This window comes from Nocardia sp. NPDC058058 (assembly GCF_042885355.1).
Taxonomy (GTDB): Bacteria; Actinomycetota; Actinomycetes; order Mycobacteriales; family Mycobacteriaceae; genus Nocardia.
The window spans coordinates 1,119,772-1,145,200 of the sequence record NZ_JBHVSA010000003.1; the positions used below are offsets into that span (position 1 = coordinate 1,119,772).

Annotated in this window: 8 protein-coding genes and 1 pseudogene; 3 read left to right on the forward strand and 6 right to left on the reverse strand. The window is 68.1% G+C overall.

Annotation, left to right across the window (positions count from 1 at the left end; translation table 11 throughout):
- Positions 1-5 precede the first annotated feature (5 nt).
- Positions 6-1,604 carry an MFS transporter gene (locus ACFVUS_RS28910; protein ID WP_387773219.1) on the reverse strand — a complete coding sequence of 533 codons (1,599 nt, stop codon included), beginning with the start codon at positions 1,602-1,604 and terminating at the stop codon, positions 6-8.
- A 161-nt stretch (positions 1,605-1,765) separates the two neighbouring features.
- Between ACFVUS_RS28910 and ACFVUS_RS28915 the strand changes: the two genes are divergently transcribed.
- Complete coding sequence (locus ACFVUS_RS28915) at positions 1,766-2,380, forward strand: helix-turn-helix domain-containing protein (protein WP_387773222.1); 615 nt, start codon at positions 1,766-1,768, stop codon at positions 2,378-2,380.
- A gap of 134 nt (positions 2,381-2,514) precedes the next feature.
- Here ACFVUS_RS28915 and ACFVUS_RS28920 read toward each other — a convergent pair whose 3' ends face one another.
- The 5 genes from ACFVUS_RS28920 to ACFVUS_RS28940 form a co-directional block, all read right to left on the reverse strand.
- A complete protein-coding gene (locus ACFVUS_RS28920; RefSeq protein ID WP_387773225.1) occupies positions 2,515-3,360 on the reverse strand; it encodes a hypothetical protein in 846 nt (281 codons plus the stop codon).
- Between the two features lie 122 nt (positions 3,361-3,482).
- Positions 3,483-5,195 carry a hypothetical protein gene (locus tag ACFVUS_RS28925; protein WP_387773228.1) on the reverse strand — a complete coding sequence of 571 codons (1,713 nt, stop codon included), beginning with the start codon at positions 5,193-5,195 and terminating at the stop codon, positions 3,483-3,485.
- 229 nt (positions 5,196-5,424) lie between these two features.
- On the reverse strand, positions 5,425-6,390 hold the full coding sequence (locus ACFVUS_RS28930; RefSeq protein ID WP_387773231.1) for a TauD/TfdA dioxygenase family protein: 966 nt from the start codon (positions 6,388-6,390) through the stop codon (positions 5,425-5,427).
- Between the two features lie 16 nt (positions 6,391-6,406).
- A complete protein-coding gene (locus ACFVUS_RS28935; RefSeq protein WP_387773234.1) occupies positions 6,407-7,585 on the reverse strand; it encodes an acyl-CoA dehydrogenase family protein in 1,179 nt (392 codons plus the stop codon).
- 54 nt (positions 7,586-7,639) lie between these two features.
- The gene (locus ACFVUS_RS28940) at positions 7,640-8,521 is read right to left on the reverse strand and encodes a LysR family transcriptional regulator (RefSeq protein ID WP_387773237.1); all 882 of its coding nucleotides are present in this window, start codon (positions 8,519-8,521) and stop codon (positions 7,640-7,642) included.
- Between the two features lie 346 nt (positions 8,522-8,867).
- Between ACFVUS_RS28940 and ACFVUS_RS28945 the strand changes: the two genes are divergently transcribed.
- Complete coding sequence (locus ACFVUS_RS28945) at positions 8,868-16,778, forward strand: SDR family NAD(P)-dependent oxidoreductase (RefSeq protein ID WP_387773240.1); 7,911 nt, start codon at positions 8,868-8,870, stop codon at positions 16,776-16,778.
- Positions 16,779-16,807: 29 nt separating this feature from the next.
- Positions 16,808-25,241: pseudogene (locus ACFVUS_RS28950) on the forward strand (type I polyketide synthase); the annotation flags it as partial.
- Positions 25,242-25,429: the final 188 nt, after the last annotated feature.

Here is a 25,429-nt window from a genome sequence, read left to right on the forward strand (position 1 = left end):
CTGGGTCACCGGGTGGTGAGGGCCTCGGACGCTTGGACATCGTCGTGCGCTGTCGGTCGGTGGTTCTTCGGACCACGAACAACGATGTAGAGAAAGAGTGCGCCCATGAGGGCGGTGCCTGCCCACATCGCCTGCTGCCAACCCTCGACGAAGGACTGCTGGGCCGCGTGCACCAGGTCTTGAGCGCGCGAGCCTGCGCTACTTGCCGTGTCGAGCGCGTTGGCGATGCCTTCCCGTGCGGTGTCGGCGGTGTCTTGCGGGATGCCATCGAGTTTGTCGTCAATGGCGTTGCGATAGCCGGTCGCGACAAGCGCGCCCAGCAGGGCGACACCGAGCGCGGTACCGAACTCGCGAGTGACGTCATTGAGTGCCGAAGCGACGCCTTGCTTTTCGCGCGGCAGGGAACTGGTGATCGCTTCGGTGGAGGGCGTCATCGCCAGCCCCATGCCCAGGCCCATGGCTGTCATGCCGGGCAGAACGGACCAGAATCCCCCGTCGACCGAGACGATCGCGGCCATCAGCACCAGACCCGCACCGGCCAACGCGATGCCGGTGGCCATGGTCGCGCGGGAACCGATGCGTGCGGCCAAGTGCGGGGCAAGTCCGGAGGTCACCATCATCATCACCGCCATCGGCATGATCGCCGCGGTGGACAACAGTCCCGACCATCCGAGCACGGACTGGAAGAACGGGAACAGGACCACCGCGATCCCGGCTTGCACCCCGAAAAGCACAAGCAGTGTGAGGGAACCCCCGGCGAGGCCACGCTCACCGAACAGGCGCACATCCAGCAGCGATGCCTCCCGGCGGCGTAGCTCCCACGCCACGAAGGCAACCGTGGCCCCGACACCGACGCCCAGGCTGATAAGAGTCAGGGGTGCGGTCCAGCCGCGTTCGGGTCCCTCCTGCAAGACGAAGATCAGCCCGACCACCGCGACCGCGGATACCAGCGCGCCAACCGTGTCGAAGGCGTGAGCCGAGCGCTCGCGAGAGTTGGGAACCGACTTCAGCGTCATGGCCAGGGCGACGACGACCAGGACGACGGGTAGCGCGAAGAGCCAGCGCCAGTCCGCGACATCGACGAGCAGGGCCGAGAGGAACATGCCCAGGATCCCGCCGCCACCGGCGACACCGGTCCACACCCCGATTGCCTTCGCACGCTGCTCCTCTGGGAATGTGGAGGTGATAACGGCCAGGGTGATCGGCATGATCATCGCCGCCCCGACACCCGCCGCCACCCGTGCGGACAACATGACCGCCACCGACGGGGCAAGCGCCGCAACGACATTCGAGACGCCGAACACGACCAGCCCGGCGATCAACATGGGCTTGCGGCCCCAGCGGTCACCGAGCGCGCCGAGCGGCAGCAGTAGCGCGGCCAGGGCCAGGGTGTAAACGTTGATCATCCACAGGACCGTGCTCTGCGAGGCACTGAACTCCACGGCAAGGTGGGTCTGGGCGACGTTCAGCCCGGACACCGACGCGATGACGGCCATCAGCGCGATCGATACGGCGATCAGGATCGCGCGAAGTTCACGCGCACCAGGCACACCTTCCCCGCCGCCTTCGGCAGCCGAGTTCGGCGAAAGTTGGTTCGTAGTCATGGGTTTCCTCTCGGAATGAGCATGCGAAGCCAGCGCCGAAGCATCGTCGGCCGCTGAATTGATGGATCAAAGGCCCGCTGGCGGCCTCACAACCGCGCACTCGGGTCGGTGGCGTTGCCCACCATAAGCCGCTCTTGCCTCAAAGGCATACAATCTTGCCTATGACGCAAAATGATGGCGAGCTGGACAGCCTCGTGCGCAAACGCATCCGGGCTCTGCGGGTGGCGCAGGGCTGGTCGCTCGAGGAATTGGCGACCCGCGCGCACCTGAGTCAGTCCACGCTCTCGCGCATCGAGAACGGTCAACGCCGTCTCGCTCTCGATCAGCTGGTCACCCTCGCCCGCGCCCTGGGCACCTCCCTGGACCAACTGGTGGAGACCGCCGCCGACGATATCGTCACCAGCCCGATGATCGACGCCGCACACGGCCTGATGCGCTGGTCGATGAAGGCCGAACCGGGCATGAGCGTGGTCCGCCAGCGCATGACCGAACCGCCGCCGGACAACCCCGCCCGCATGCGCGCGCACCCCGGCCGCGAGTGGCTCGTCGTCCTGTCCGGGACCGCGATCCTCATGCTGGGCCACAAGCGCTTCCGCGTCGAAGCGAACCAGGCCGCGGAGTTCCCGACCATGCTCCCGCACGCCATCGGTGCCGAGGGCGGCCCCTGCGAGATCCTGGGCATCTTCGACCGCGACGCCCAACGCGGCCACAACGCGAGCGCGCCCGCTCCAGATCCTCGCGGGATTGCGGACGGTCGAACCGAGCAACTCGGCTAGCGCTTCGGTGACCAGATCGCCCCACTCACAGTGACTTTGGCGATCTCACCTTCGTCTGTTGCTCCCTCGTGCCGCAATGCCGAACCGCCGGTCCCCGCAGCACCTGCACGTAAAGCTGGTCTCAGCTATGGCGATCAGCCGTTCTTGCTATCTGGGGAGTCGACACTCGCCCGATACTCATCGAGCCTGTGTTGCAGCGCGATTCGCGCCCGCTCGCCTCCTGTAGGCGGGGTCAGCATGGCTCGTACCTGCTCGGGCGTGATGCTCGCCCGCTGGTCGGGATGGTCGACCAGAAATCGAATGGTCGCCGACAACGCGGCAGGCTCCACGGTCCACGCACTAGTCGGCACCGTCCACTGACCCCGCGGATCCTGCTGTCGCGCCCCCGATTTCGGACTCGATCTGTCGATTACCGCCCCTGGCGGACAGGTCAGGACGATCTCCATGTAGGAGCCGCTGCGCTCCACACGCTTGGTTTTCGTCCCCACATCGGTGATCGCCTCCCAGGGGAGCTCCCAGTCGAACCCGGCGTACGACACATGCAATGTGTGTTCCCCGAAGGTAATGTGCCGCTCGATCCCTGTGAGAAGAAGCAGCGTGAAGAATACGCTCGCGAACGTGAGGATGAGCCCGGCGGGTACGAACCATCGGGGTGCGTCTCCGGTTAGGCCGTACCAAAGAGTTGTGGCGCCAGCGGTTGTGAGAAGGATGAAGAATCGTCCCACCGGGGTACGCCAGGGCCGATATCGCAGGACCGCACGCCCGGCCACCACTGATACGGCGGGACGCTCGGCAGTAGAGAACATCGAAACCATTGCCAGACCGAGGGTTACGAAGAACAACCGACCGTCACCCGGCCCGCCGAACACGGCCATTGTCAAGAACGCGATCCCGGCCAGCGGATAGATCGGAGAGAACCTCCACCTGCGGCCCAGGGCCGGCTCGAATCCCACTGGCCTGTCGGACTTTCGCCGCGTCATGGACCCCTCCGCTCCTCGTCGGCGACGAGCACGATCGACCACCGACCGGCCGTAGCCGTAGATAAGGATCGTAGTGCGTTTCGTTGCGGGGCAAGCATTTCCAGTCGCCGAGCCAGGCGGTGTCAGTAGTCGGTCATCGTGTGCCGCTGCTCCCACAGCTTGGCTTTCGCGAACGCCTCATGGACGTCGTACGCCGAAATGTGCACGGACATCGACCGATCTACGCTCTGACCGGCCGCATTCGGTCTGGCCCGAACCTTGACCAGTGCTTCGGCGACCTTATGTTCCATCTGCTGCACGTACTTCGTCATATATGCCGGGTCGCCGTTGATTGCCTGCAAGAGTGGACGGTTCTGGGCCGCAGAGGCCGCATTCACGACGAATTCGCCGTCGGACAAGTACGCGGGAATCTTGTCGCCTATCGACGAGCCAGGGCCCTTGATCGCGCCGCCCGTGGCGTGCTGTTGCGGTGGCTGAAGGACCGAGGCCGGTAAGACCACGTTGCTGTGATCAGGCACGTCGTAGTGATTGTTGATGTATCTCGACGTGAGGTAGCCCGCCACGGCACCGGCGAGGAAACCGGCCGCGGTGCCGATACCGGGCAGCACCGAGCCCAGGGCCGCACCGGTTTCGGAACCGGCCAGCACTGCGGTCAGCGCCGACGTGCCGGCGAGGACGGCCCCCTGGGTCACGTTGAACGCCACCAGGGCCCCCTCTTCCCTGGCCATTGCCTTGTCGAACGAGTTGCCGTCACCGACCATATCGGAGAGCAGGCCAAGGCCCATGCCCAGTCCTCCGCTCGCGGCGGTGCCTACCGGCGTTCCCCCGACGGTCGTGCTGCCGATCTTTATCTCCTGCATCCACCCCGGAACCGGTATGTGGTTGGCTTCCAGCCGATTCCGCTCCATCGCGATCTGGGCATCGAGGACGGTACCCATGGCGCCGGGGAACGCGGCGCCGCCGACGTCCGTCGCGCCCGGCCCGCTCGCCGGTGCGGCCGAGGGCTGGACGACAGCGGAATTCGCCGGGATCTGGCCGTCTTTGGGCAACGCGACGCTCACGGAGTTACCGTTGTCGTCGAGTTGGATCAGAATCGTTCCGGGTTTGCCCGCTTCGGTGAATCTGCCCAGCGTGTTCTTGGCCGCGTTGTACTTTTCCAACCATCGTGTGCGCGACCCGTCGGTATCCATGTACGAGTAGCCGCCGGCACCGTCGTCTTCTTCCTGAGCCCAGTCGGGATGATCGGCACGCATCTGCTGAACCTGCGCCGTATAGTTCGCGATCTCGGCTTGGTCGTGTAACCGGTTGAAATAGTCTCGCGTCGCCAGTGGTAGCTGAGTGCGGTTACCCAGGCCGGAATCATGTTGAAACGTCTGCATCTTTTGCTCGGGGGTCAATTGATCCCAGAGGCGGTTGAATGCGGAGTCGTCGGTCGGCAGCTTTTGGCTGCCGCTGAGATATGGCGTCAGATCCTGTGTATTCGTGGCATACGTGGGCGACTGGCCTGGAATCACAATCGTCGTATGGGTCGTGAGCACATTGTTGTCGTTCGTGACATCGTTGTGAATGAGGGTCTTGGACGGCAGCATCGTCGTTCCGGTGGGGCTCGCATCGAGAACGCCGACGACGTCCCCGATGCCCCCGACCGGCGGTGGCGACGACTGCTGCGGTTTCTGGTCGACCTGACTCGGAACAATGGCCACGACCAGCGGGTCGACGGGTTGGCCGTTGACCGTCGGAGATCCGGCGGCGGGCGGCGTCGGACCGTCATCGTGCAGGGCCTTGAGGGCCGAGACCGGAATCGAACCAGAAGTGTCAGGAGTGGTGGGCGCCATGGGAATTCCTTCAACGAAGGCTAGGGAAGTAAAGGTTCGAGCACCCTGCCTTCGTCGTAGCGCCGAGGCAGCGGCCGTGTCGGCATTGCTGGCGGTCCGAATTCGTTCCGTCATTGCAGCGCAACATCTTTGGTATTTGCCAGCATATCCTCGGGGTTCGGTGATGTTGCGCCGCTGACCAACTTTTCTCGACACGGCGCATAATCGGTGTGTTCCGGGCCGGGGCGTATCAGACCTCGAAGAACTTCAGGCGGGGTGAGGGGAGGATGGTGCTGTAGTGGGAGGCGTCGCCCTGGAGGACTTCGCTCTGGGCTCCGGTGATGTCGACGGGGACGTCACCGGCGAGGGTGATGCGGTGTAGTTTGCGCTGTTGGTCGCCGAAGTCGGCGATTCCGTAGTGCTGGGTGGCGCGGTTGTCCCAGATTGCTACGTCGCCGAGGTGCCAGTTCCAGCGGAATGTGTTCTCCAGTTTGGTGATTCGGGCTTGGAGCAGTTGGTAGAGGGAGTGGAATTCGGGGGTGGTCAGGCCGCGGAAGCTCTTGGCGAAATGGCCCAGGAGTAGGGAGCGTTCGCCTGTTTCTGGGTGTACTCGGACGACGGGGTGCAGGGTTTGGTATTCGGTGCTGGTGAATTCGTCGTACTGCTTGCCGACGTTGGACTGGCCGGTCTGGCCGACGTAGTCGTAGAGGTTGCTGTGGGTGGCCCAGAGCTGTTCGGTCAGTGCGCGTAGCGCGGGTGGCAGTTGTTCGTAGGCGGCGACGGTGGATGCCCAGGTGGTCGCGCCGCCGTAGCTGGGGAGGATGACCGCGCGCAGGATCGAGACCTTGGGGATGCGGTCGATGAAGGTGACGTCGGTGTGCCAGCTGTTGGCGGCTCCGTCGATTGTCAGCAGTCGGGTACCGAGTGAGGTCAGGGTTGGGTGCGGTTCGGTTGGGGTGCCGAGCAATTCGGCGAACTCGTATTGCGATTCGTCGGTGAGTTGGTGCTGGCCGGTGAAGACGACCACCTTGTTGATCGCCAAGGCCAGCCGGATCGCTTCGACCTGCTCGGTGGGAAGCTCGCCGCCGAGCCGCACCCCGCCGATTCGTGCGCCGATGTGCTCACCGAGCCGCTCGACCGTGATTCCGGCGCGCTGGAAGATCGCGGCGGCTTCGGTCTCACGATCGGCCCGATTGCCGATGTGTGCCAATGTCATTGTCCGAACTCCTTTTTCACTCGCCGAGCAGGAAATTGCCGATGTACTCGCGGACGCTGTCGCTGCTGGGCGGATGGAAACTGCCCGCCCGGACGTCGCGGTACAGGCGCTCCAATTCGTTGCGGCGATGGATCGAACCGCCACCGCCGATCTCGAGCGCGAGATCCACGACGGTGCGCGCGGTACGGGTGCCGTTCTCCTTCACCGCGAACAGCGCCAGCAGCAGCCGGTCGCCGAGATCATCACCGCGGGCCAGCACCTCGGTGATGTGATCGAGGTGGGCGGTCGCCGCCTCCAGTGCCAATTCGGCTTCGGCCGCGTGGTATTGCACGAACGGCTTGCCCGCGACCGGCTTGCCGCCCAGGCTCAGCACATTCCGGGTTCGCGCCGACTCGAGCGCGACATCGACTGCGCGGCGGCCGATTCCGAGGTACACGTTGACCAGTGCCGGGATCGCCCACGGCAGGATCGAGGAGATGAACGGCCCCGGGTTCGCGCCGCGCTCGTAGCTGTCGATCACATGCTCCTGTGCGAGGAACACATCGGTGAGCACCGTGTCGTGACTGGCCGTGGCCCGCACACCGAGGGTGTCCCAGGTTTCCACCGTGCGCACGCCCTCACTGGTGCGCGGTACGAACGCGTGCAGGATGCGCGGATGCTCGGGATCGCTGTCGTCCCGGGCGTGGATGCCCAGCCAGTCCCAGGCGGGTGAGAGCGAGGTGAAGATCTTGTGCCCGTTGACGAGATAGCCGCCCTCGACCGGCACCGCGCTGGTGGTGGAATCGTCTATGGCCAAGTCGTTTCCGCGTTCACCGTGACCGGACGCGATGACCTTGCCCGCCACGACCTCGCGCGCGAGCCAATCGAGCGAGGAGTCCCCGGCGGCGATCCGATCGGCGAGCGGGCCGGTCCAGTACAGGTGCATGTTCACACCGAGCGCGGTGGCGGGCGCCCAGTACGCGAGTGCGCGCTGGGCGCGGTTGAATTCGGTGAGGGTCCACCCGAGTCCGCCGTGGCTGACCGGGATCGCCGCGCGCAGGTAGCCGATGTCGCGGAGCTCGTCCAGATCCTCGGTGAAGAACCGATTGTCGCGATCGTATTCGGGGGCGCGCCGGTGAAACCGGTGCAGCAGGGATTCGGGCAGGACGCCGGGCGTCAATACTTCCGTATCCGGTGCTACGGCGAGATCTGTCATGGGACAACTACTTTCGACGAGGTGGTGTTCGGATCAGTAAGTCGCGCAGTCGATTCAGGCGACGCCGCGCAGTCCGCCGCCGGAGATCGTGCGGTAGTGCGCGGTGATGGCCTGGACCGCGATGTTCTCGATGTGGTCCTCGAGTCCCCGCCGGGTGACCAGCCGGACATCGATCGCGCCCACTTCCGGCAGCCCGCCGATCGGGCTGAGATCACATGGCCCGGCGGACAGACAGGGCAGCAGGGCGACGCCCAGACCAGCCTTGGCCGCCGCCAGCAGGCCGTCGAGGTTGCCCGATTCGGCGGTCACCGAGACCTCGTAACCGCGCTCGCCGAGCGCCTGCACCGCGCGGCGGCGCAGGCCGCAGGGTTCGGCGAAGGCGACCAGCGAGATGGGGCCGGGCGCGGGTGGCAATTGCCAGTTCTGCGCGGCGAACCATTTCAGGTCCAGCACGCCGACCTCGGTGCCCACCGGCTCGGCGGTGTTGCCGCCGAGTACGACCACCAGGTCCAGTACGCCCTTGATGACCGCGTCGGTCAACGCTGTGGACCGGTCGATGCGAAAGTGCAGGCCCGCCTCCGGGTACGTGGTGCGCAGCACGCCGAGCAGGTCGGGAAGCAAACCGTCGGCCGCGTGTTCGGTGGAGCCGATATTGATCTGCGGGCGCGGTGATTCGGAGAAGCGGGCCAGCACCTGGTCCTGCGCGGCGAGCAGGCGTCTGGCCTCCACCACGAGGCGCTCGCCCTCGGGCGTGAAACGCGAAGTGCGGCCGTTCTTTTCGACGAGTACACACTTGAGCCTGCGCTCCAGCATTCGAATGTGCTGGCTCACGGTGGGCTGGCTCAGGTGTAACGCGTCTGCCGCGCGCCGGAAGCCGCCGGTGTCGGCGATGGTTACGAGTGTGCGCAAATGCAGCAAATCCAGCGGATCGGGCATACCGTACAGTCACCTTCGGGTTGGTCGACGCTGAAACATCATCTAACCGGAGATCGAATCGGGCTGCCGCCCTTTGAATCTCCGAGATTGCAATGAATTGCGACCATAATTCCGATAACGCCGCACGCGGGTGCGGCAATCGATCGGATTCATTGATGGCTCCATATCGGATATGCCGATCGAGCAGTGAAACCACTTGGTGCACAGTGTAATTCGACGTGCACCGCTCGATGTGACCTCTGCCACCTCCGGTTGTTGGTTCGTTAATCGGGCTCGCACAATAACTTCACGGAGCTTTCGAGCGGGGGTCGTACTCGAATTCTTCTCCGGATCAAAAGGAGATCTTGTGAACGATTTTCGGTATGGGGGATTGTCCCGCGCGGTTGCCATAGTGGGCGTCTCCTGCCGGCTTCCCGGAGCTAACAATCCCGGTGAATTCTGGAATCTCCTGAAAACGGCGGGAATTTCGCTCGGAGCGCCGACGGCCGCCCGTGCGGCGGCCGGTGGCGAGGTGGATGACCTGATCGGCGGCTTCCTGTCGCAGGTGGATCGCTTCGATGCCGCCTTCTTCGGTATCTCCCCGGTCGAGGCGCGGCTGATGGACCCGCAGCAGCGCCTGCTACTCGAATTGGCTTGGGAAGCTGCCGAAGACGCGAACATTCCCCTCTCCGATCTGCGGGAGTCTGCCACCGGCGTATTCGCCGCCGCGATGGCCGCCGACTACGCGGGGCTGGTTCACGACAGCGGTGCCGCGGGCCTCACGCGCCACACGCTCACCGGGCTGAGTCGCGGTGCGCTCGCCAACCGGCTCTCCTATGTCTTCGGCCTGCATGGCGCCAGCTTCACCGTCGACTCCGGGCAGTCTTCCGGCCTGACCGCGCTGCATCTGGCATGCACGAGTCTGGCTGCGGGGGAAACGGATTCGGCCTTCGTCGGCGCGGTGAACCTGAATCTGACCCGAGAGGGCGCGCGGATAGCCGAACGGTTCGGTGGCGTCTCCGCGTCCGGGCGCGCCTCGGTGTTCGATGCCGATCGCGACGGCTACGTGCGCGGTGAGGGTGCGGTGGTGTTGCTGCTCAAACCGCTGGATCGCGCTGTCGCGGAGCGGGATCGGATCCACGCGGTGATCCGCTCCACCGCCGTGGCCAATGACGGTGGCGGGCAATCGTTCACGGTGCCCACCGCCGCCGGGCAGTCCGCTGTCATCGGCCAGGCTCTCGAGCGGGCGGGTATCGCCCCCGAGGATGTGCAGTACGTGGAACTGCACGGCACCGGGACCCGCGCCGGTGATCCGATCGAAGCGGCGGCGCTGGCCGACACGATCGGGCGCACCCGGACGGCGGCCGAACCGCTGCTGGTCGGCTCGGTCAAGTCCAGCATCGGGCACCTCGAGGGCGCGGCGGGGCTGGTGGGCCTGTTGAAGACGGTGCTCAGCCTGCGCCATCGCGAACTTCCGGCAACCCTCGGACACGAAAACCCGGATCCCGCATTGGATCTCGAGAGCTCGCACCTGCGTGTGGTGACCAGCGGGCAGCCTTGGCCGCATCCCGAGCGCAGCCTGGTGGCCGGAGTCAGTTCCTTCGGAATGGGCGGAACCAATGCCCACGCGATTGTCGAACAGGCCCCCGACGGGACCGGCGAATGGCGCAGACGCGGCAACACCGATCAGTGCGCCGACCAAGGTGCGGTGCGGCCGTTCGTGGTCTCGGCGCGCTCGGGCCGAGCGCTGCGTGCGCAGGGCGAGCAGCTGGCCGATTTCGTGGCGGATCGAACACCTGATCTCGCGCAGCTGTCTTCGGGGCTGATCCGCGATCGGGTCGAATTCGACAGTCGCGCTGTCGTTCTGGCGCAGGACGCCGATGCTCTGGTGGCAGGCCTGCGCGCACTGTCGCAGGGGCGCACGACCCCCGGCCTGATCACGGGGTCCGGCGCACGCGGCAGCGTGGGCGTGGTGTTCGGCGGCCAAGGCTCGCAGCGTGTGGGAGCCGGACGGGAGCTGTACGAGCGATTCCCGGTATTCCGCGCGTCCTTCGACGAGTCCGTGACGCTGCTCGATCGGTATCTCGGTGCGGCGGTGGACTTCTCGATACGTGATGTGGCCTTCGGCGCACCGGGCACCGAGGAACTGATCGACCGGACGACCTACACCCAGCCGGTGATCTTCGCGGTCGAGGTCGCGCTGTACCGGCTGCTCGAATCATGGGGGATCGAGGTCGCGGCGGTAGCCGGGCACTCGATCGGCGGTGTGGTCGCCGCGCATGTGGCCGGTGCGGTGTCCCTGCCGGACGCGGCCCGCCTGGTCGCGGTGCGTGCGCGCCTGATGGGCGCGCTGCCAGTCGGTGGTGCCATGGTGGCCATCGAAGCGGAGGAGGCGGAGGTACTGGCCGCGATCGAGACCGCCGGGCTGTCGCGAGTCGTTGCGGTGGCCGCGGTGAACGGGCCACGGGCGGTGGTGATCTCGGGTTCCGACAGCGATGTCTCAGCCGTCTCCGCCGCGCTGTCCGAGTCCGGGCGGCGGGTCAAGCGCCTGGCGGTCTCGCATGCCTTCCACTCCGCAGCGATGGACCCGGTGCTCACCGAATTCGAGGCGGCAATTGCCGAACTACACTGGTCCACACCGGAACTCACTCTCGTGTCCGATGCGACGGGCGCGCCGATCGGCTCCGCGCAAGAGCTCGGCCCGGGGTACTGGTCCGGACATCTGCGTGGCACCGTCCGCTTCGCCGACGCGGTGCGCACCCTCCGATCCGAGGGCGTGGGCACCTTCCTCGAACTCGGTGCCGACGCGGTCCTGACGCCACTGGTGATCGCGGCCCTGCCCGATCCGGGCGAGTCCGTCGCTACCCCATCTCTGCGTCGTGGGCGCGACGAGGTTGCCGGTCTGCTCACTGCCGCCGCCGCGGTCCACACCAATGGCAACAGGGTGGACTGGGCCGCGCTGGTAGAACCCGCGACTCGGATCGACCTGCCCACCTATGCCTTTCAGCGTGGTCGGTTCTGGCTGGACGCGCCACTGGACCGCGCCCTGGAAACCGACCCGGCCGCACAGGCAGCTGCCGTTGGATCTCGACCTGCCGAGCAAGCGGCCGCCGTGGGGCCTGTCCCCGCCGCGCAGGCGGGTGTTGTGCGACTTACACCCGCCCGGCTGCAACTGGACCTCGCTGCCACCGTGCGCGAGGCGACCGCCTCGGTGCTGGGCTACACCGATTCGCGGCAGGTCGATACCGAGGTCACCTATCAGAACCTGGGTCTGGACTCGCTCGGGGCGCGAGAGTTGGCGGTCTTGCTGACCGGGGAGCTCGACCTCACGGTGGCTCCGACCGCCGTCTATGACTACCCGACTCCCGACGCGCTCACCACGCACCTGGCCGACCGGCTTCGTAGGCGGTCCGCACGCGATTCGTTCACCGACCGTGATGCCAATCCGGGCGGTGGTGTGGAACCTTCGGACGCTGCGGACACCAGTGGTGGGGGCAATGAGGACGCTGCCACCGCGGCTCCGGGTAAGGGCGCCGCAGGCTATGTCACTCAGCGCATCGATGCTCGAGGCACTGACGCTCGAGACGGCGGTCAGGATGGTGACACGCTAGGCACTGGCGCCGATCCCATTGCCATTGTCGCGGTGAGTGGACGGTTTCCCGGCGGGCACGCGTCCCCCGAAGCGCTCTGGGACCTGCTCGCGGCCGGCGGTGAGGCCATCGCGGACTTGCCCGCCGACCGTGGCTGGGATCTCGCCGCACTCGCGGATGTGCTCGGCGACGGGGGTGCCCGTGGTGGATTCCTCGGTGAGGCAGCCGATTTCGACGCCGAGTTCTTCGGAATCTCACCCCGCGAGGCCGTCGCGATGGATCCGCAGCAACGGCTGGTGCTGGAATCAGTGTGGGAGCTGTTCGAGCGTGCGGGCATCGTCGCGCAGTCGCTGAGCGGCACTCGCACCGCCGTGTATCTGGGTGCGAGTCCGTCGGAGTACGGTCCGCGGCTGCATGAGATCAGCGGTGCGGCAGCCGGATTCGGATTGACCGGCACCTCTCCGAGTGTGCTGTCGGGCCGGGTGGCGTACACCTTCGGGCTCGCAGGGCCCGCGTTGACCGTGGACACGGCGTGCTCCTCGTCGTTGGTGGCACTGCATCTGGCGGTGCGTGCGTTGCGCGCGGGCGAGGCCGATCTCGCGATCGCCGGTGGCGTGACGGTGATGGCGGGTCCGGGCATGTTCACCGAGTTCGCGCGACAGGGTGGCTTGGCGGCCGACGGTCGATGCAAGGCGTTCGGCGCGGCGGCTGACGGGACCGGCTGGTCCGAAGCGGTGAGTGTTGTATTGGTGGAACGGCTTTCGGACGCACGCAGGCTCGGGCACGAAGTGCTGGCCGTAGTACGCGGCACTGCCGTGAACCAGGATGGAGCCTCCAATGGCCTGACCGCGCCCAACGGCCCCGCGCAACAGCAGGTGATCCGTGCTGCGCTGGCCGACGCGGGTCTGGAACCTGCCGACGTCGATCTGATCGAGGCGCACGGCACCGGCACCGCGCTGGGCGACCCCATCGAGGCCCAGGCACTCCAGGAAACCTACGGTCGCGACCGTGCCACGCCGGTCTGGCTCGGGTCGCTCAAGTCGAACATCGGCCATACCCAAGCCGCCGCCGGTACCGCCGGAGTCGCGAAAACCATTCTGGCACTGCGGCATGAACTGATCCCCGCGACCCTGCACGCCGAACCCGCCTCCCCCTTCGTCGACTGGTTGGACGGATCGTTGCGACCCCTGCTCGAGCCGCGACCGTGGCCCCGGGGTTCACGGCCCCGGCGAGCGGCGGTCTCGTCGTTCGGGATCAGCGGCACCAACGCGCACGTGATCATCGAGGAAGCGCCCGCCGTCCCGGCCGTCGAGTCGGCTCCGATTACGCCGGGGCCTTTGCCATTTGTGCTGTCGGGACGTACTCCGGCTGCCCTACGCGCGCAGGCCGATCGCCTCAGCACGCACATATCCGGAGCCGAGCCGGTGGCGACCGCCGCGGTGGCGTCCTCGCTGATCCGGCACCGCGCCGGATTCTCCACGCGCGCCGTGGTGATCGCCGAAGATGACGCGGCGTTGCGCTCGGGCGTACGAGCGCTCGCGGACGGACTCGTCGCGGCGAACGTCATAACCGGGCCTGGTTCCTCGTCCGGTGCGGTGGGAGTGGTGTTCGGCGGACAGGGCAGTCAGCGGGCCGGAGCCGGCCGGCAGCTGGCCGAACGATTCCCGGTGTTCCGCAACGCTTTCGAGGAAGCGGTGGAACTACTGGACCGATATCTCGGTGCGACGGTCGACTTCTCGGTGCGTGAGGTCGCCTTCGGTGCGCCCGGCACCGACGGCCTCATCGACCGGACCGTCTACACCCAGTCGGTGGTATTCGCCGTAGAGATCGCGCTCTACCGCTTGTGGGAGTCCTGGGGCGTGGAAGTGGCTGCGGTTGCCGGGCATTCGATCGGCGGGGTGGTCGCCGCACACGTGGCGGGAGTGCTCTCCCTCGACGACGCGGCTCGGCTGGTCGCCGCCCGTGCGCGGCTGATGGATGGCTTGCCGTCCGGGGGTGCGATGGTGGCGGTCGAAGCGCCCGAAGCCGAGGTGCTCGCCGCGATCGCTGCTGTCACCGCTGCCGACGCTGCCACCGACGGTGAAATCACGACCGCTGCTGTCGACTCCGCGACCGCCAAGGCCACCGGCTCTCCCACCGCAGTGTCGGTCGCAGCGGTGAACGGTCCACGCGCGGTAGTGATTTCAGGGCCGTCGGAGCTGGCGTCGAGGGTCGCGGCCGAGCTGTCGGCGGCGGGGCGCCGGGTCAAGCGCCTGGCTGTCTCGCACGCTTTCCATTCCGCGGCAATGGATCCGGTCCTCGACGAGTTCCGAGCAGTGGTGTCCGAGCTGACCTTCGCCGAGGTCACCGGCCCGCGCATCGTGTCCGATCACACCGGCCGCGAGGTGACCGGTGCGGAGCTCGCCGACCCCTCCTATTGGGTCCGGCACCTGCGTGGCACGGTTCGCTTCGCCGATGCCGCAGGCACTCTGGCCGCCATTGGCATCGGGACGGTGGTCGAGCTGGGTGCGGATTCCGTTCTGGCGGCGGCCCTGTCGAGCGTCCTCGACGATGTCACCGTGGTCCCGGCGCTGCGCCGGGACCGGGACGAGGTCACCGGCGTGCTGACCGCCGCCGCGACCGTGTTCACCCGCGGCCACCACGTAGACTGGACCGCCATCGTGCCCGACTTCGGGCGGGTTGCCCTGCCCACCTATGCCTTCCAGCGTGAGCGCTACTGGATCGACACCCCGGGCAGTGCGTCTGATCAAGTGCCCGCCGAATGGATTCACCGCACGGGATGGGAGCGATTCGATCCGACCGGCGCGACACCCGATCGGGAACCGACCTGGGTACTGGTTAGCTCGGACAATGGCGCCACCGACGAGTGGGCGCGGGCACTGCGCGTGGCTCTCGGCACGGCGCGCGTCACCGAACTGTGTGTGAACCCGTCCACCACAACGAGATCCGCGCTGGAGACTGCGCTGACCGAGGTGCAGGGTGAGACCTTGGCGGTGGTGTCGCTGCTGCCGCTCACCACGCACTCCACCGGCTCCGCGCTCGACCTCGATCTCGCCGCCGCCACGGCGGCTCTGACTCAATCCGCCGCCGCCACAGCGCGAGTCACCGCCTTCGCTGTCCTGACCGGCGCGGCAGTGGCCTCCATCGACATTGATCGGGCAGCGCCCGCAGCAGGGGCCGGAACCGGTTCGGATCCCTCCGGTGCATGGCATGCCGGATTCACCACCGCCGCAGCCACGGAGGGCGGGCTCGGCACGGGTACGGTCATCGATGTTCCGGACGAACCGGACGACAAAACCGCCGAACAGGTCATCGCAGCACTTCGAAACCCGAGCGACGAACGCGAATTCGCGATCCGGGGTGATCACACCTGGGTGAAGCGAGTGCACGCGGACACTCTGCGCGCCACCGGCCGGTGGCGTCCGACCGGAACCGTCCTGATCACCGGTGGCACCGGAGCACTCGGCGCACATGTCGCGCGACGCCTCGCCCGGAACGGGGCGACCGATCTGCTGCTGGTCAGCAGACGCGGACCAGAGGCTCCCGGCGCGGCCGAACTGATCGCCGAATTGTCCGCCGCCGGTGCGCATCCCGTGATCGCCGCCTGCGATGTCAGCGACCGCGACGCGCTGGCAGCCCTGATCGCGGGCATTCCGGCCGACCGGCCGCTCACCGATGTCGTGCACACCGCCGCCGTGCTCGACGACGCGCTGGTGGAGGCCCTGGACCGCGAACGTCTCGAGCGCGTACACCGGGTCAAAGTGGCTGCGGCGCTGCACCTGCACGAGCTCACCCGGGATCTCGAACTGTCCTCGTTCGTGCTGTTCTCCTCGGTCACCGGTGTCGTTCCGGCTCCGGGACAGGCGAATTACGCGCCGGGCAACGCGGTGCTCGATGCACTGGCGGCACATCGCCGAGCACTTGGGCTGCCCGCCACATCTATCGCGTGGGGGCACTGGGCGGGTGCGGGTATCGCCGGTTCGGCGGCCGGGCAGCTGCGCCGCGGTGGACTGCGGGCGATGAATCCGGCACCGGCACTGATCGCACTCGAATACGCGGTGCTGGGCGGTGCAGGCGCTGTGATTGTCGCCGATATCGACTGGGCCGCAGCCGATCCGATTCACGCCCGGCTGCTCGCACAGGTGCTGCCGGTTGTCGAATCCGTGACCGCCGCTGACCCCACGCACGAGTTCGCGGCCCTCGACGACGCCGAACGGCAACGCCGTATCCACGCGCTGGTGCGGGAGGAGACCTCCGCCGCGCTGGGCCACGTCGACTCGAGCGTGGTCGATGACGATCGAGGACTGCGCGATCAGGGATTCACGTCCCTGTCCTCGGTCGAACTGCGAAATCGGCTGCGCCGGCGCACCGGTCTGGACCTGCCCGCCACCCTGGTCTTCGACCATCCCACGGTTTCGGCGCTGACCACATTCATTGCCGCCGAGCTGGTTCCGGCTCAGCCGCCGCGACTGGACATGCTGCTCGGTGATCTCGAACGCGTTGCGGCGGGCCTGGCGGCCGTGGATCTACCCGCCGCCGAGCGGACCGTCGCGCTCGACCGTCTCCGCCGTCTGATCGACGAATCCACTAGCAGCACAACTGAACCCGAGAGCGCCTCGGCCCTGTCCGAGTCCGCCACGGACGCCGATCTGATCGATTTCATCGGCTCCGAGCTCGGCATCTCCTGACCCGCCCGCGAAAAGTGAAAGGCACCGCTGTGAACGCAATTGACGACGCCACCGGCGACGACAAGATCCGGCACCTGCTGCGCCGGGTGAGCGAGGAACTCTACAAGACCCGCCAGCAATTGCAGGAGGTCACCGCCGCACAGCAGGAGCCGATCGCGATCGTGGCGCTCGGCTGCCGCTTCCCGGGCGGAGCCGATACCCCGGAACGATTCTGGGATCTGCTCAGCGAGGGCCGGGACGCGCTATCCGAATTCCCGGACGATCGCGGGTGGGATCTGCAGAACCTCTATCACGCCGATCCCGATCATCCCGGCACGGCCTACACCCGGCACGGTGGATTCCTCGACGGCGCAGCCGATTTCGATCCCGAATTCTTCGGCATCTCCCGGCGCGAGGCGTTGGCGATGGATCCGCAGCAGCGACTGCTGCTGCACACCACCTGGGAGGCGTTCGAACGCGCGGGCATCGATCCGCGTTCGTTGCGCGGCAGTCGCACCGGCGTCTATGTGGGCACCAACGGCCAGGATTACGTGACCGGCAGCGGCAAGGTGCCCACCGGCGTGGAGGGCTACCTGGTCACCGGTACCGCGGCCAGCGTCCTGTCCGGGCGCATCGCCTACACCCTGGGATTCGAGGGCCCCGCGCTCACCGTCGACACGGCCTGCTCGTCATCACTGGTGGCACTGCACCTGGCGGTGCGGGCGCTGCGGGCGGGTGAGGTCGATTTCGCCGTCGCGGGCGGTGCGACGATCATGTCGACCCCCGCGATCTTCATCGAGTTCTCTCGCCAGCGCGGACTATCGGTGGACGGACGCTGCAAGGCGTTCGCCGATGGCGCGGACGGCACCGGCTGGGGTGAGGGCGCGGGAGTGCTACTGGTGGAACGTCTTTCGGACGCCCGGCGGCTCGGCCATGAGGTGCTCGCGGTGATCCGGGGCAGCGCGGTCAATCAGGACGGCGCGTCCAACGGGCTGACCGCCCCCAATGGACCCGCCCAGCAGCAGGTGATCCGAGAAGCGCTCGCCGATGCCGGAGTGAGTGCGGCCGAGGTGGACGCGGTCGAAGCGCACGGAACCGGAACCGAACTCGGCGACCCGATCGAGGCGCAGGCGCTGCTGGCGACCTACGGCCGTCACCGCGCCGAACCGCTGCTGCTCGGTGCGGTGAAATCCAATATCGGCCACACCCAGGCCGCCGCGGGCGTGGCCGGGGTCATCAAGATGGTGCTGGCGCTGCGCCACGGTTCGCTGCCCGCGACCCTGCACGCGGAAAAGCCCTCCACCCTGGTGGATTGGACCGCAGGTCAGGTCGAACTGGTGACGCGGTCGCGACCCTGGCACTCCGCGGGCAGGCCGCTGCGGGCGGGCATCTCGGCGTTCGGAGTCTCCGGTACCAACGCGCACGTGATTCTGGAACAGGCCATCGATTCCAGGACCTCCGCCGAGGCGCCGGACGCTCGTCCTACCGATACCGCATCGTCGCTACCGGCGGACGGCCGGCCGGCCGATCTCGCGGCACCGCAACCCGAGCCGTTGGATGCACTGCTCTCCGACAACACAGCGCGGCGATCGGAGTCACCGGGGCCCGTGCTGCCCTTCCTGATCTCGGCAACCTCCGAGGCTGCCCTACATGCGCAAGCGGAGGCGCTGGCACGTCACCTCGCCGATGACGACGCCGCGGAGCTGAGCCCTGTCGCGTCTGCGCTGATCCGTGATCGCGTCACCTTCGGGACTCGGGCCGTAGTCGCGGCATCCGATCGCGACCGTCTGATCGCGGGTTTGTCGGCGCTGGCGAACGGGACTGCGGGGGCCGGCGTTACGGTCGGCGGGGGTGTCACCGGCGCGGTGGGCGTGGTGTTCGGTGGTCAAGGCAGCCAGCGAGCGGGCATGGGACGGCTGCTCTACCAACGGTTTCCCGCCTTCCGGGAATCCTTCGATGCGACAGTGGCCCTGCTGGACGCGCAACTCGCTGCCGCGGTGCGGTTCTCGATCAAGGATGTGGCCTTCGGCGCACCGGGTACCGAGGGGCTGATCGACGACACCACCTACACCCAGCCGGTGATCTTCGCCGTCGAGGTGGCGCTGTTCCGCCTACTCGAATCCTGGGGCATCGAGATCTCCACGGTCGCAGGACATTCCATCGGTGGTGTGGTGGCCGCGCATGTGGCGGGCGCGCTGTCGCTGACCGATGCCACCCGCTTGGTCGCCGCGCGCGGCCGATTGATGGGCGCGCTGCCTCGAGGTGGTGCGATGGTCGCGGTCGAAGCCACCGAGGCCGAGATCCGCGCGGTGATCGAGCAGGCCGGTGCGAGCGAGACGGTATCGATCGCCGCCGTGAACGGCCCCCGCGCGGTGGTGATCTCCGGTACCGAGCAGGCGGCGCTCGAGCTCGCGGCGCGCCTGTCCGGATCCGGCAGCCGGGTCAAGCGGCTGGTGGTCTCGCACGCCTTCCATTCCGCGGCAATGGATCCCGTGCTCGCGGACTTCGCGGATGTGGTGGCGCAGCTGACCGTCACCGAACCCCTGGTCTGCACTCTCGTCTCCGATGTCACCGGTGCGCCCATTACGGCAGCTGAACTGTCCGATCCTGCCTACTGGGTGCGGCATCTGCGTGGCACCGTGCGCTTCGCGGACGCGGTGACCGCGCTGCGGGCAGAAGGCGTCGGAATCATCGTCGAACTCGGCGCGGACGCGGTGCTCACTCCGATGGTGTCCGCGACACTGGCCGATGACCCCGATCCCTGGGTCGCGGTCGCCGCGGTCCGCACCGGGCGCGACGAGATCGCCACGGTGCTGTCGGCGGCGGCCACCGTGCACGCCAACGGCCGCCGGGTCGACTGGACCGCCATCGTCCCGCCGCAGCGGCGAATAGCGTTGCCGACCTACGCTTTCCGGTACGAGCGCTTCTGGGCCACCACGACCGCCGTTACCGAACCGGGCCGGGGCGCGCATCCACTGCTCGCCACCACCGTCCGGCTCGCCTCGGGTGACGGGGTCATCGCCACCGGACGGCTATCGGGCGCGGATCAGCCATGGCTGGCCGAGCATGTCGTCTCCGGGCGGATCTACGTTCCGGGGACCGCGCTGGCCGAACTGGCGGTGCATGTCGCGGACGCGGTGGGTGCCGACGCGGTCGACGAACTCGTGATCGAGACGCCGCTGGTATTGAACCCCGAGTCCGCCGTCGAGGTCCAGGTGAGCGCCCAGCGGGTCGACGAGCATCACGTTGTCGAGATCCACTCCCGTCCACCCACTGATTCGAACGCACCGTGGACCCGGCACGCTGTCGGCAGGCTCGATAGCTCGCGGACGAGTTTTGTTGCGGCGGTGCCTGACTCATGGCCGCCCGCAGGCGCCGAACCGGTCGACCTCACCGATGCCTATCAGCGGCTGCTGGCTGCGGGCTTGGACTACGGCCCCAGCTTCCGAGGCGTGCGCGCGATCTGGCAGCGCGGGCACACCCGCTACGCCGAGGTGGCATTGCCGGAGTCCGGCCTCGCGGACCCAGCAGGCTACGTCGTGCACCCCGCACTGTTCGACGCCGCACTGCACCCGGTCGCGATCACCACGCCGGATGTCGAGACACCGCGAATCCCCTTCGTGTGGAGCGGTTTCCGAGCGCACTCGGCCGGAGCTACCGCACTGCGGGTGAGCTTCACGGTAACCGCCGACGGCCTGAGCGATTTGGTCGCCACCGATCCGGCAGGTGCCCCCGTGCTCTCGGTCGACAACTTGGTCCTGCGCGCGGGCCAGGCCGGGAGCGGTCCGGCGCGCGAAGGGCTCTACGAGCCGGTGTGGGTGGAATATGCACTGCCGGAAGCGATATCGATCGACGCGCAGCGGGTGTGGGATTCCCGGGGTCTGCACAACCCCGCGCACGCGGCCCTGGCCGTACTGCGCGATCAGGACGTGGACGAGCGAATCCTGCTCACCCACAACGCCATCGCCGCCCTCCCCGGTGACCGCCCGGACTCCAGCGCCGCCCCGATCTGGGGGCTGGCGCGCGTGGCGGCCACCGAACGTGCGGGAACGATCACGGTGGTCGACATCGACGACGACGCCGCGTCCCAGCACGTCCTGCCCCGGGTGCTGACCGCGACCCGGGACGAACCGCAACTGGTGGTGCGTGCGGGCCGCGCCTACGTTCCCCGGTTGATATACGCGAACACCGTCGCCGAGCCCCAGCCCGTGCGCCCGCCCGAATCCCAGTCGGCGAGTGCGCGCGACGCCATTGAACCGCGGCCGTTTCGTGCGGGCGTCGCGACAGAACCCCACGTACCGCAGCAGGGCATCGCCGCCGAATCCGGTTCGGTGCGTACGCATGTCGCCGCTGGGCTCCGAGAGTGGAATCACGAGGGCACCGTGCTGATTACCGGTGGCACGGGCGGTCTCGGCGCGCTGCTGGCCCGGCATCTGGTGCGACGCCACGGTGTTCGGCATCTGATACTGGCCAGCCGCCGGGGAGCCGGTGCGCCCGGGGCCTCGGAGCTGGCGGCCGAGTTGCGGGGGCTGGGGGCGCGGGTGCTGGTGGTGTCGGCGGATCTGACCGACCGTGACACCGTCGCCCGAGTGCTGGCGGCGGTGACCCCGGAGCATCCGCTCACCGCCGTGGTGCATGCGGCGGGAATCGTCGACGACGGTGTGCTCGATACCGTCTCCGATGAGCGGTTCGACGCGGTGCTCGCGCCGAAACTGGTTGCGGCACAACTGCTCGACGAGCTGACCCGGGAGCTCGGGCTGGCCGCGTTCGTGCTGTATTCGTCGATAGCCGGTTTGCTGGGCACGGCCGGGCAGGGCGCCTATGCGGCCGCCAACACCGGGTTGGACGCGCTCGCCGCCCGCCGACACGCGGATGGCTTGCCCGCCGTTTCGCTGGCTTGGGGGCTGTGGGCGGAAACCAGCGGCGTGACAGCGCATCTCACGGACGCCGATCGGGCTCGACTGGCCCGCCAGGGCGTGCGTGCGCTCTCGGCCGAGCATGGACTGGATCTGTTCGACGCCGCCGTATTCCACCGCGACAGCCCGCTGCTCGTTCCCGCGCCCCTGGACCTGTCGGCGTTCGACCGACCCGGCAGCGACGTCCCGCCACTGCTGCGCGGTCTGGTGCGCACGCAGCGCCGCCGGGCGGAATCGAGCGTGCGCGAACCGGATTCGGGACTGGCTTCCGCCGTGAGTGGACGGTCCGCCGACGAGCAGCGGGCGCTACTGCTGGACGTGGTGCGCCGTGAGGCCGCGGTGGCACTCGACCACCCGGACCCCGTCGGCATCCGCGGCGATCGTGCCCTGACCGAGTTGGGACTCGACTCACTCACCGCGGTGGAGTTGCGCAACCGGCTCGCGGCCGCCACCGGATTGCGCCTGCCCGCCACGCTGACCTTCGATCACCCGACCCCGCAGGCCATTGCCGATCTGCTGTACACGCGGCTGTCCGGGGCGACCGATACCGGCCCCGCCGCCGCCCGGACGGCGGACACCGCCGAGGCGGATCCCATTGTGATCGTGGGCATGGCTCTGCGCCTGCCCGGCGGCATCGAGACACCGGACGCGCTGTGGCGGCTGCTCGACACCGGCGGGGACGCCATCGCCGAGTTCCCGGCCGACCGAGGCTGGGATCTGGAATCGCTTTACGACGCCGATCCCGAGCACCCGGGCACCTCCTACACCAGGCACGGCGGATTCCTGGTGGGCGCGGCCGATTTCGACGCGAGCCTGTTCGGGATCTCGCCGCGCGAGGCCCTGGCCACCGACCCGCAGCAGCGGCTGCTGCTCGAAACCAGTTGGGAGGCACTCGAACGCGCCGGTATCGACCCGACTTCCTTGCGCGGCAGCCGGACCGGGGTATTCGCGGGCACCATGTACCACGATTACGCCCCGCATATTCAGGACGCCCCCGCCGATCTGGAGGGCTACCTGGTCAATGGCAGCGCGGGCAGCGTCGCCAGCGGCCGCATCGCCTACACCTTCGGTTTCGAGGGGCCCGCGCTCAGCGTCGATACCGCGTGCTCCTCCTCGCTGGTGGCCCTGCATCTGGCGGCGCAGTCGCTGCGTTCGGGGGAGAGCGATCTGGCGCTGGCGGGCGGGGTGGCGATCATGGCCAGCCCGGCCACCTTCGTGGAGTTCTCGCGCCAGCGCGCACTGGCCACCGATGGACGCTGCAAGGCGTTCGCGGCCGCGGCCGACGGCACCGGCTGGGCCGAGGGCGTCAGCATGCTCGTGCTTGAAAGATTGTCCGACGCACAGCGATCCGGTCATCCGGTGCTGGCTGTGGTGCGCGGGTCGGCGGTCAACCAGGACGGTGCGTCCAGTGGCCTCACCGCGCCCAACGGCCCGGCCCAGCAGCGCGTGATCCGGCAGGCGCTGGCCAACGCCGGCCTGCGTGCGAGCGAGGTCGACGTGGTGGAGGCGCACGGAACCGGTACCAGGCTCGGCGACCCGATCGAAGCCGAGGCGATCATCGCGACCTACGGCGCCGAGCACGATCCGGATAAGCCACTGTGGCTGGGCTCGCTGAAATCGAACATCGGCCACACCCAGGCCGCCGCCGGTGGCGCGGGAATCATCAAAATGATTCTGGCACTCCGCAATCGACGACTGCCGCAAACCCTGCACATCGACGAGCCCACCTCGCATGTGGACTGGACCGCGGGGACAGTTCGGCTGCTGACCGAAGCCCGGCCCTGGGAGCCGCGGACCGAGCCGCGCCGAGCGGGCATCTCCTCGTTCGGCGTGAGCGGCACCAACGCCCACGTCATCATCGAGGAGCCGACCGCACTCGCACCGGGGGTTATCGGAAAGTCCACCGCGCTCGGAACCGGTTCCGCGACTGCGGAATCCGAGACTCCGGTGGTGTGGGCGCTGTCTGGGCACGACGCTGCCGCGTTGCGTGGCCAGGCGGTTGCGCTGGCGACGTATCTGCGGGCTCGGACCGAACTTGCCGACGTCGATATCGCACGCACGCTGTGGGATTCGCGCGCGGCGCTCGCGGAGCGGGCATTGATCGTGGGCGATGCCGACGAGCTGCGTACCGGGCTCGAGGCGCTCGCTTCGGGGTCGGCGCTGCCCGCTCATGTGGTCACCGGGACCGCCGATGTGACCGGGCGGACGGTGTTCGTATTTCCCGGGCAGGGCGGGCAGTGGCCGGGTATGGCCGCCGAGTTGTATCGCACCGCACCGGTGTTCGCGCACCGGTTGGAGGAATGCGCGCGAGCGCTGACGCCGTTCGTCGAATGGCCGGTGCTCGAGGTACTGCTCGGACGCGCCGACATCGACGCCGATCGGGTCGATGTAGTGCAACCGGCGCTGTGGGCGATCATGGTCGCGCTCGCGGAGCTGTGGACCGCACACGGTGTGCGGCCGGACGCGGTGGTCGGCCATTCGCAGGGCGAGATCGCCGCGGCCGTGGTCGCGGGAGCCCTCTCGCTCGAAGATGGCGCGCGGGTGGTCGCGTTGCGCAGCAAGGCGATTGCGGCGCACGCCGGGCACGGTGCGATGGCGGCGGTCTCGTTGCCTGCGGCAGCCGCCTCCGAACTGGTCGCAGAGTTCGACGGACGGATTTCGGTGGCCGTGGTGAATTCGCCCACGTCGGTGGTGCTCTCCGGTGCGGTGGATGCCATCGAGGAGCTGCTGGCCCGGTTGGACGCGGAGGGAGTGCGCAATCGGCGGGTGGCGGTCGACTACGCCTCACACTCGGCGCAGATGGATGACCTGCGCGCGACCTTGAACGCCGAACTGGAGCCGGTGCGGCCGAGAGCCGCGACCGTCCCGGTGCTGTCGACCGTGTCGGCGGACTGGCTCGACGGTACCGAGCTGACCGGGGAGTACTGGTTCGAGAACCTGCGCGGCACAGTGCGATTCGAAGAAGTCACCCGAGTGCTCATGGCACACGGGTACCGGGCCTTCGTGGAGATCGGCCCGCACCCGGTGCTGTCGTCGGTGCTCGAGGAGACCATCGCCGATACGGACACGACCGCCACGGTCGTGGTGGGCACGCTGCGCCGCGATGAGGGCGGTCCGCAGCGTGTCGCGCTCTCGGTGGCCACGGCGGTCAGCCGTGGGCTGGCCGTTGACGGTGAGGCACTGCTGCGCAACCGTGGCCATCGAATCGACCTGCCCACCTATGCGTTCCAGCGCAGCCGGTACTGGATCGACGCGGACCGTTCAGCCTCGCGCCGAGGCGACCGACCCGGCCGTGCACCGAGCGAGATCGCCGACATCACGAGTCCCGTTGTGCTGGATCGGTTCTCCGGTCTCGATGCGACCGAGCGGCGCGGTGCGGTACTGGAACTGGTGCGCGCCGAAACCGCCGCGGTGCTCAAACACGGCAGTGCCGCCGATGTCCCGGCCACGCGCGCGTTCCGTGAACTTGGCCTGGATTCCCTGACAGCGGTGGATCTGCGCAACCGATTGCGGTCCGCGACCGGACTCGCGCTACCCGCGACGCTCATCTTCGACCATCCCGCGCCCGCGGCGGTCGCCGACTTCATCGCGTCCGCGCTGCCCAGCGCGGACGGTGCGGATCGCGGCGCGATCGATGCCGATGACGCCTTGCGCGCGCTCGAGGAACTACTGACCGGCGGCGCGGCCGACAGCGACGCGGTCGCCGAGCGGCTGCGCGCGCTCGCCGATCGCCTGGCAGCGCCCGGGGAAGAGCTC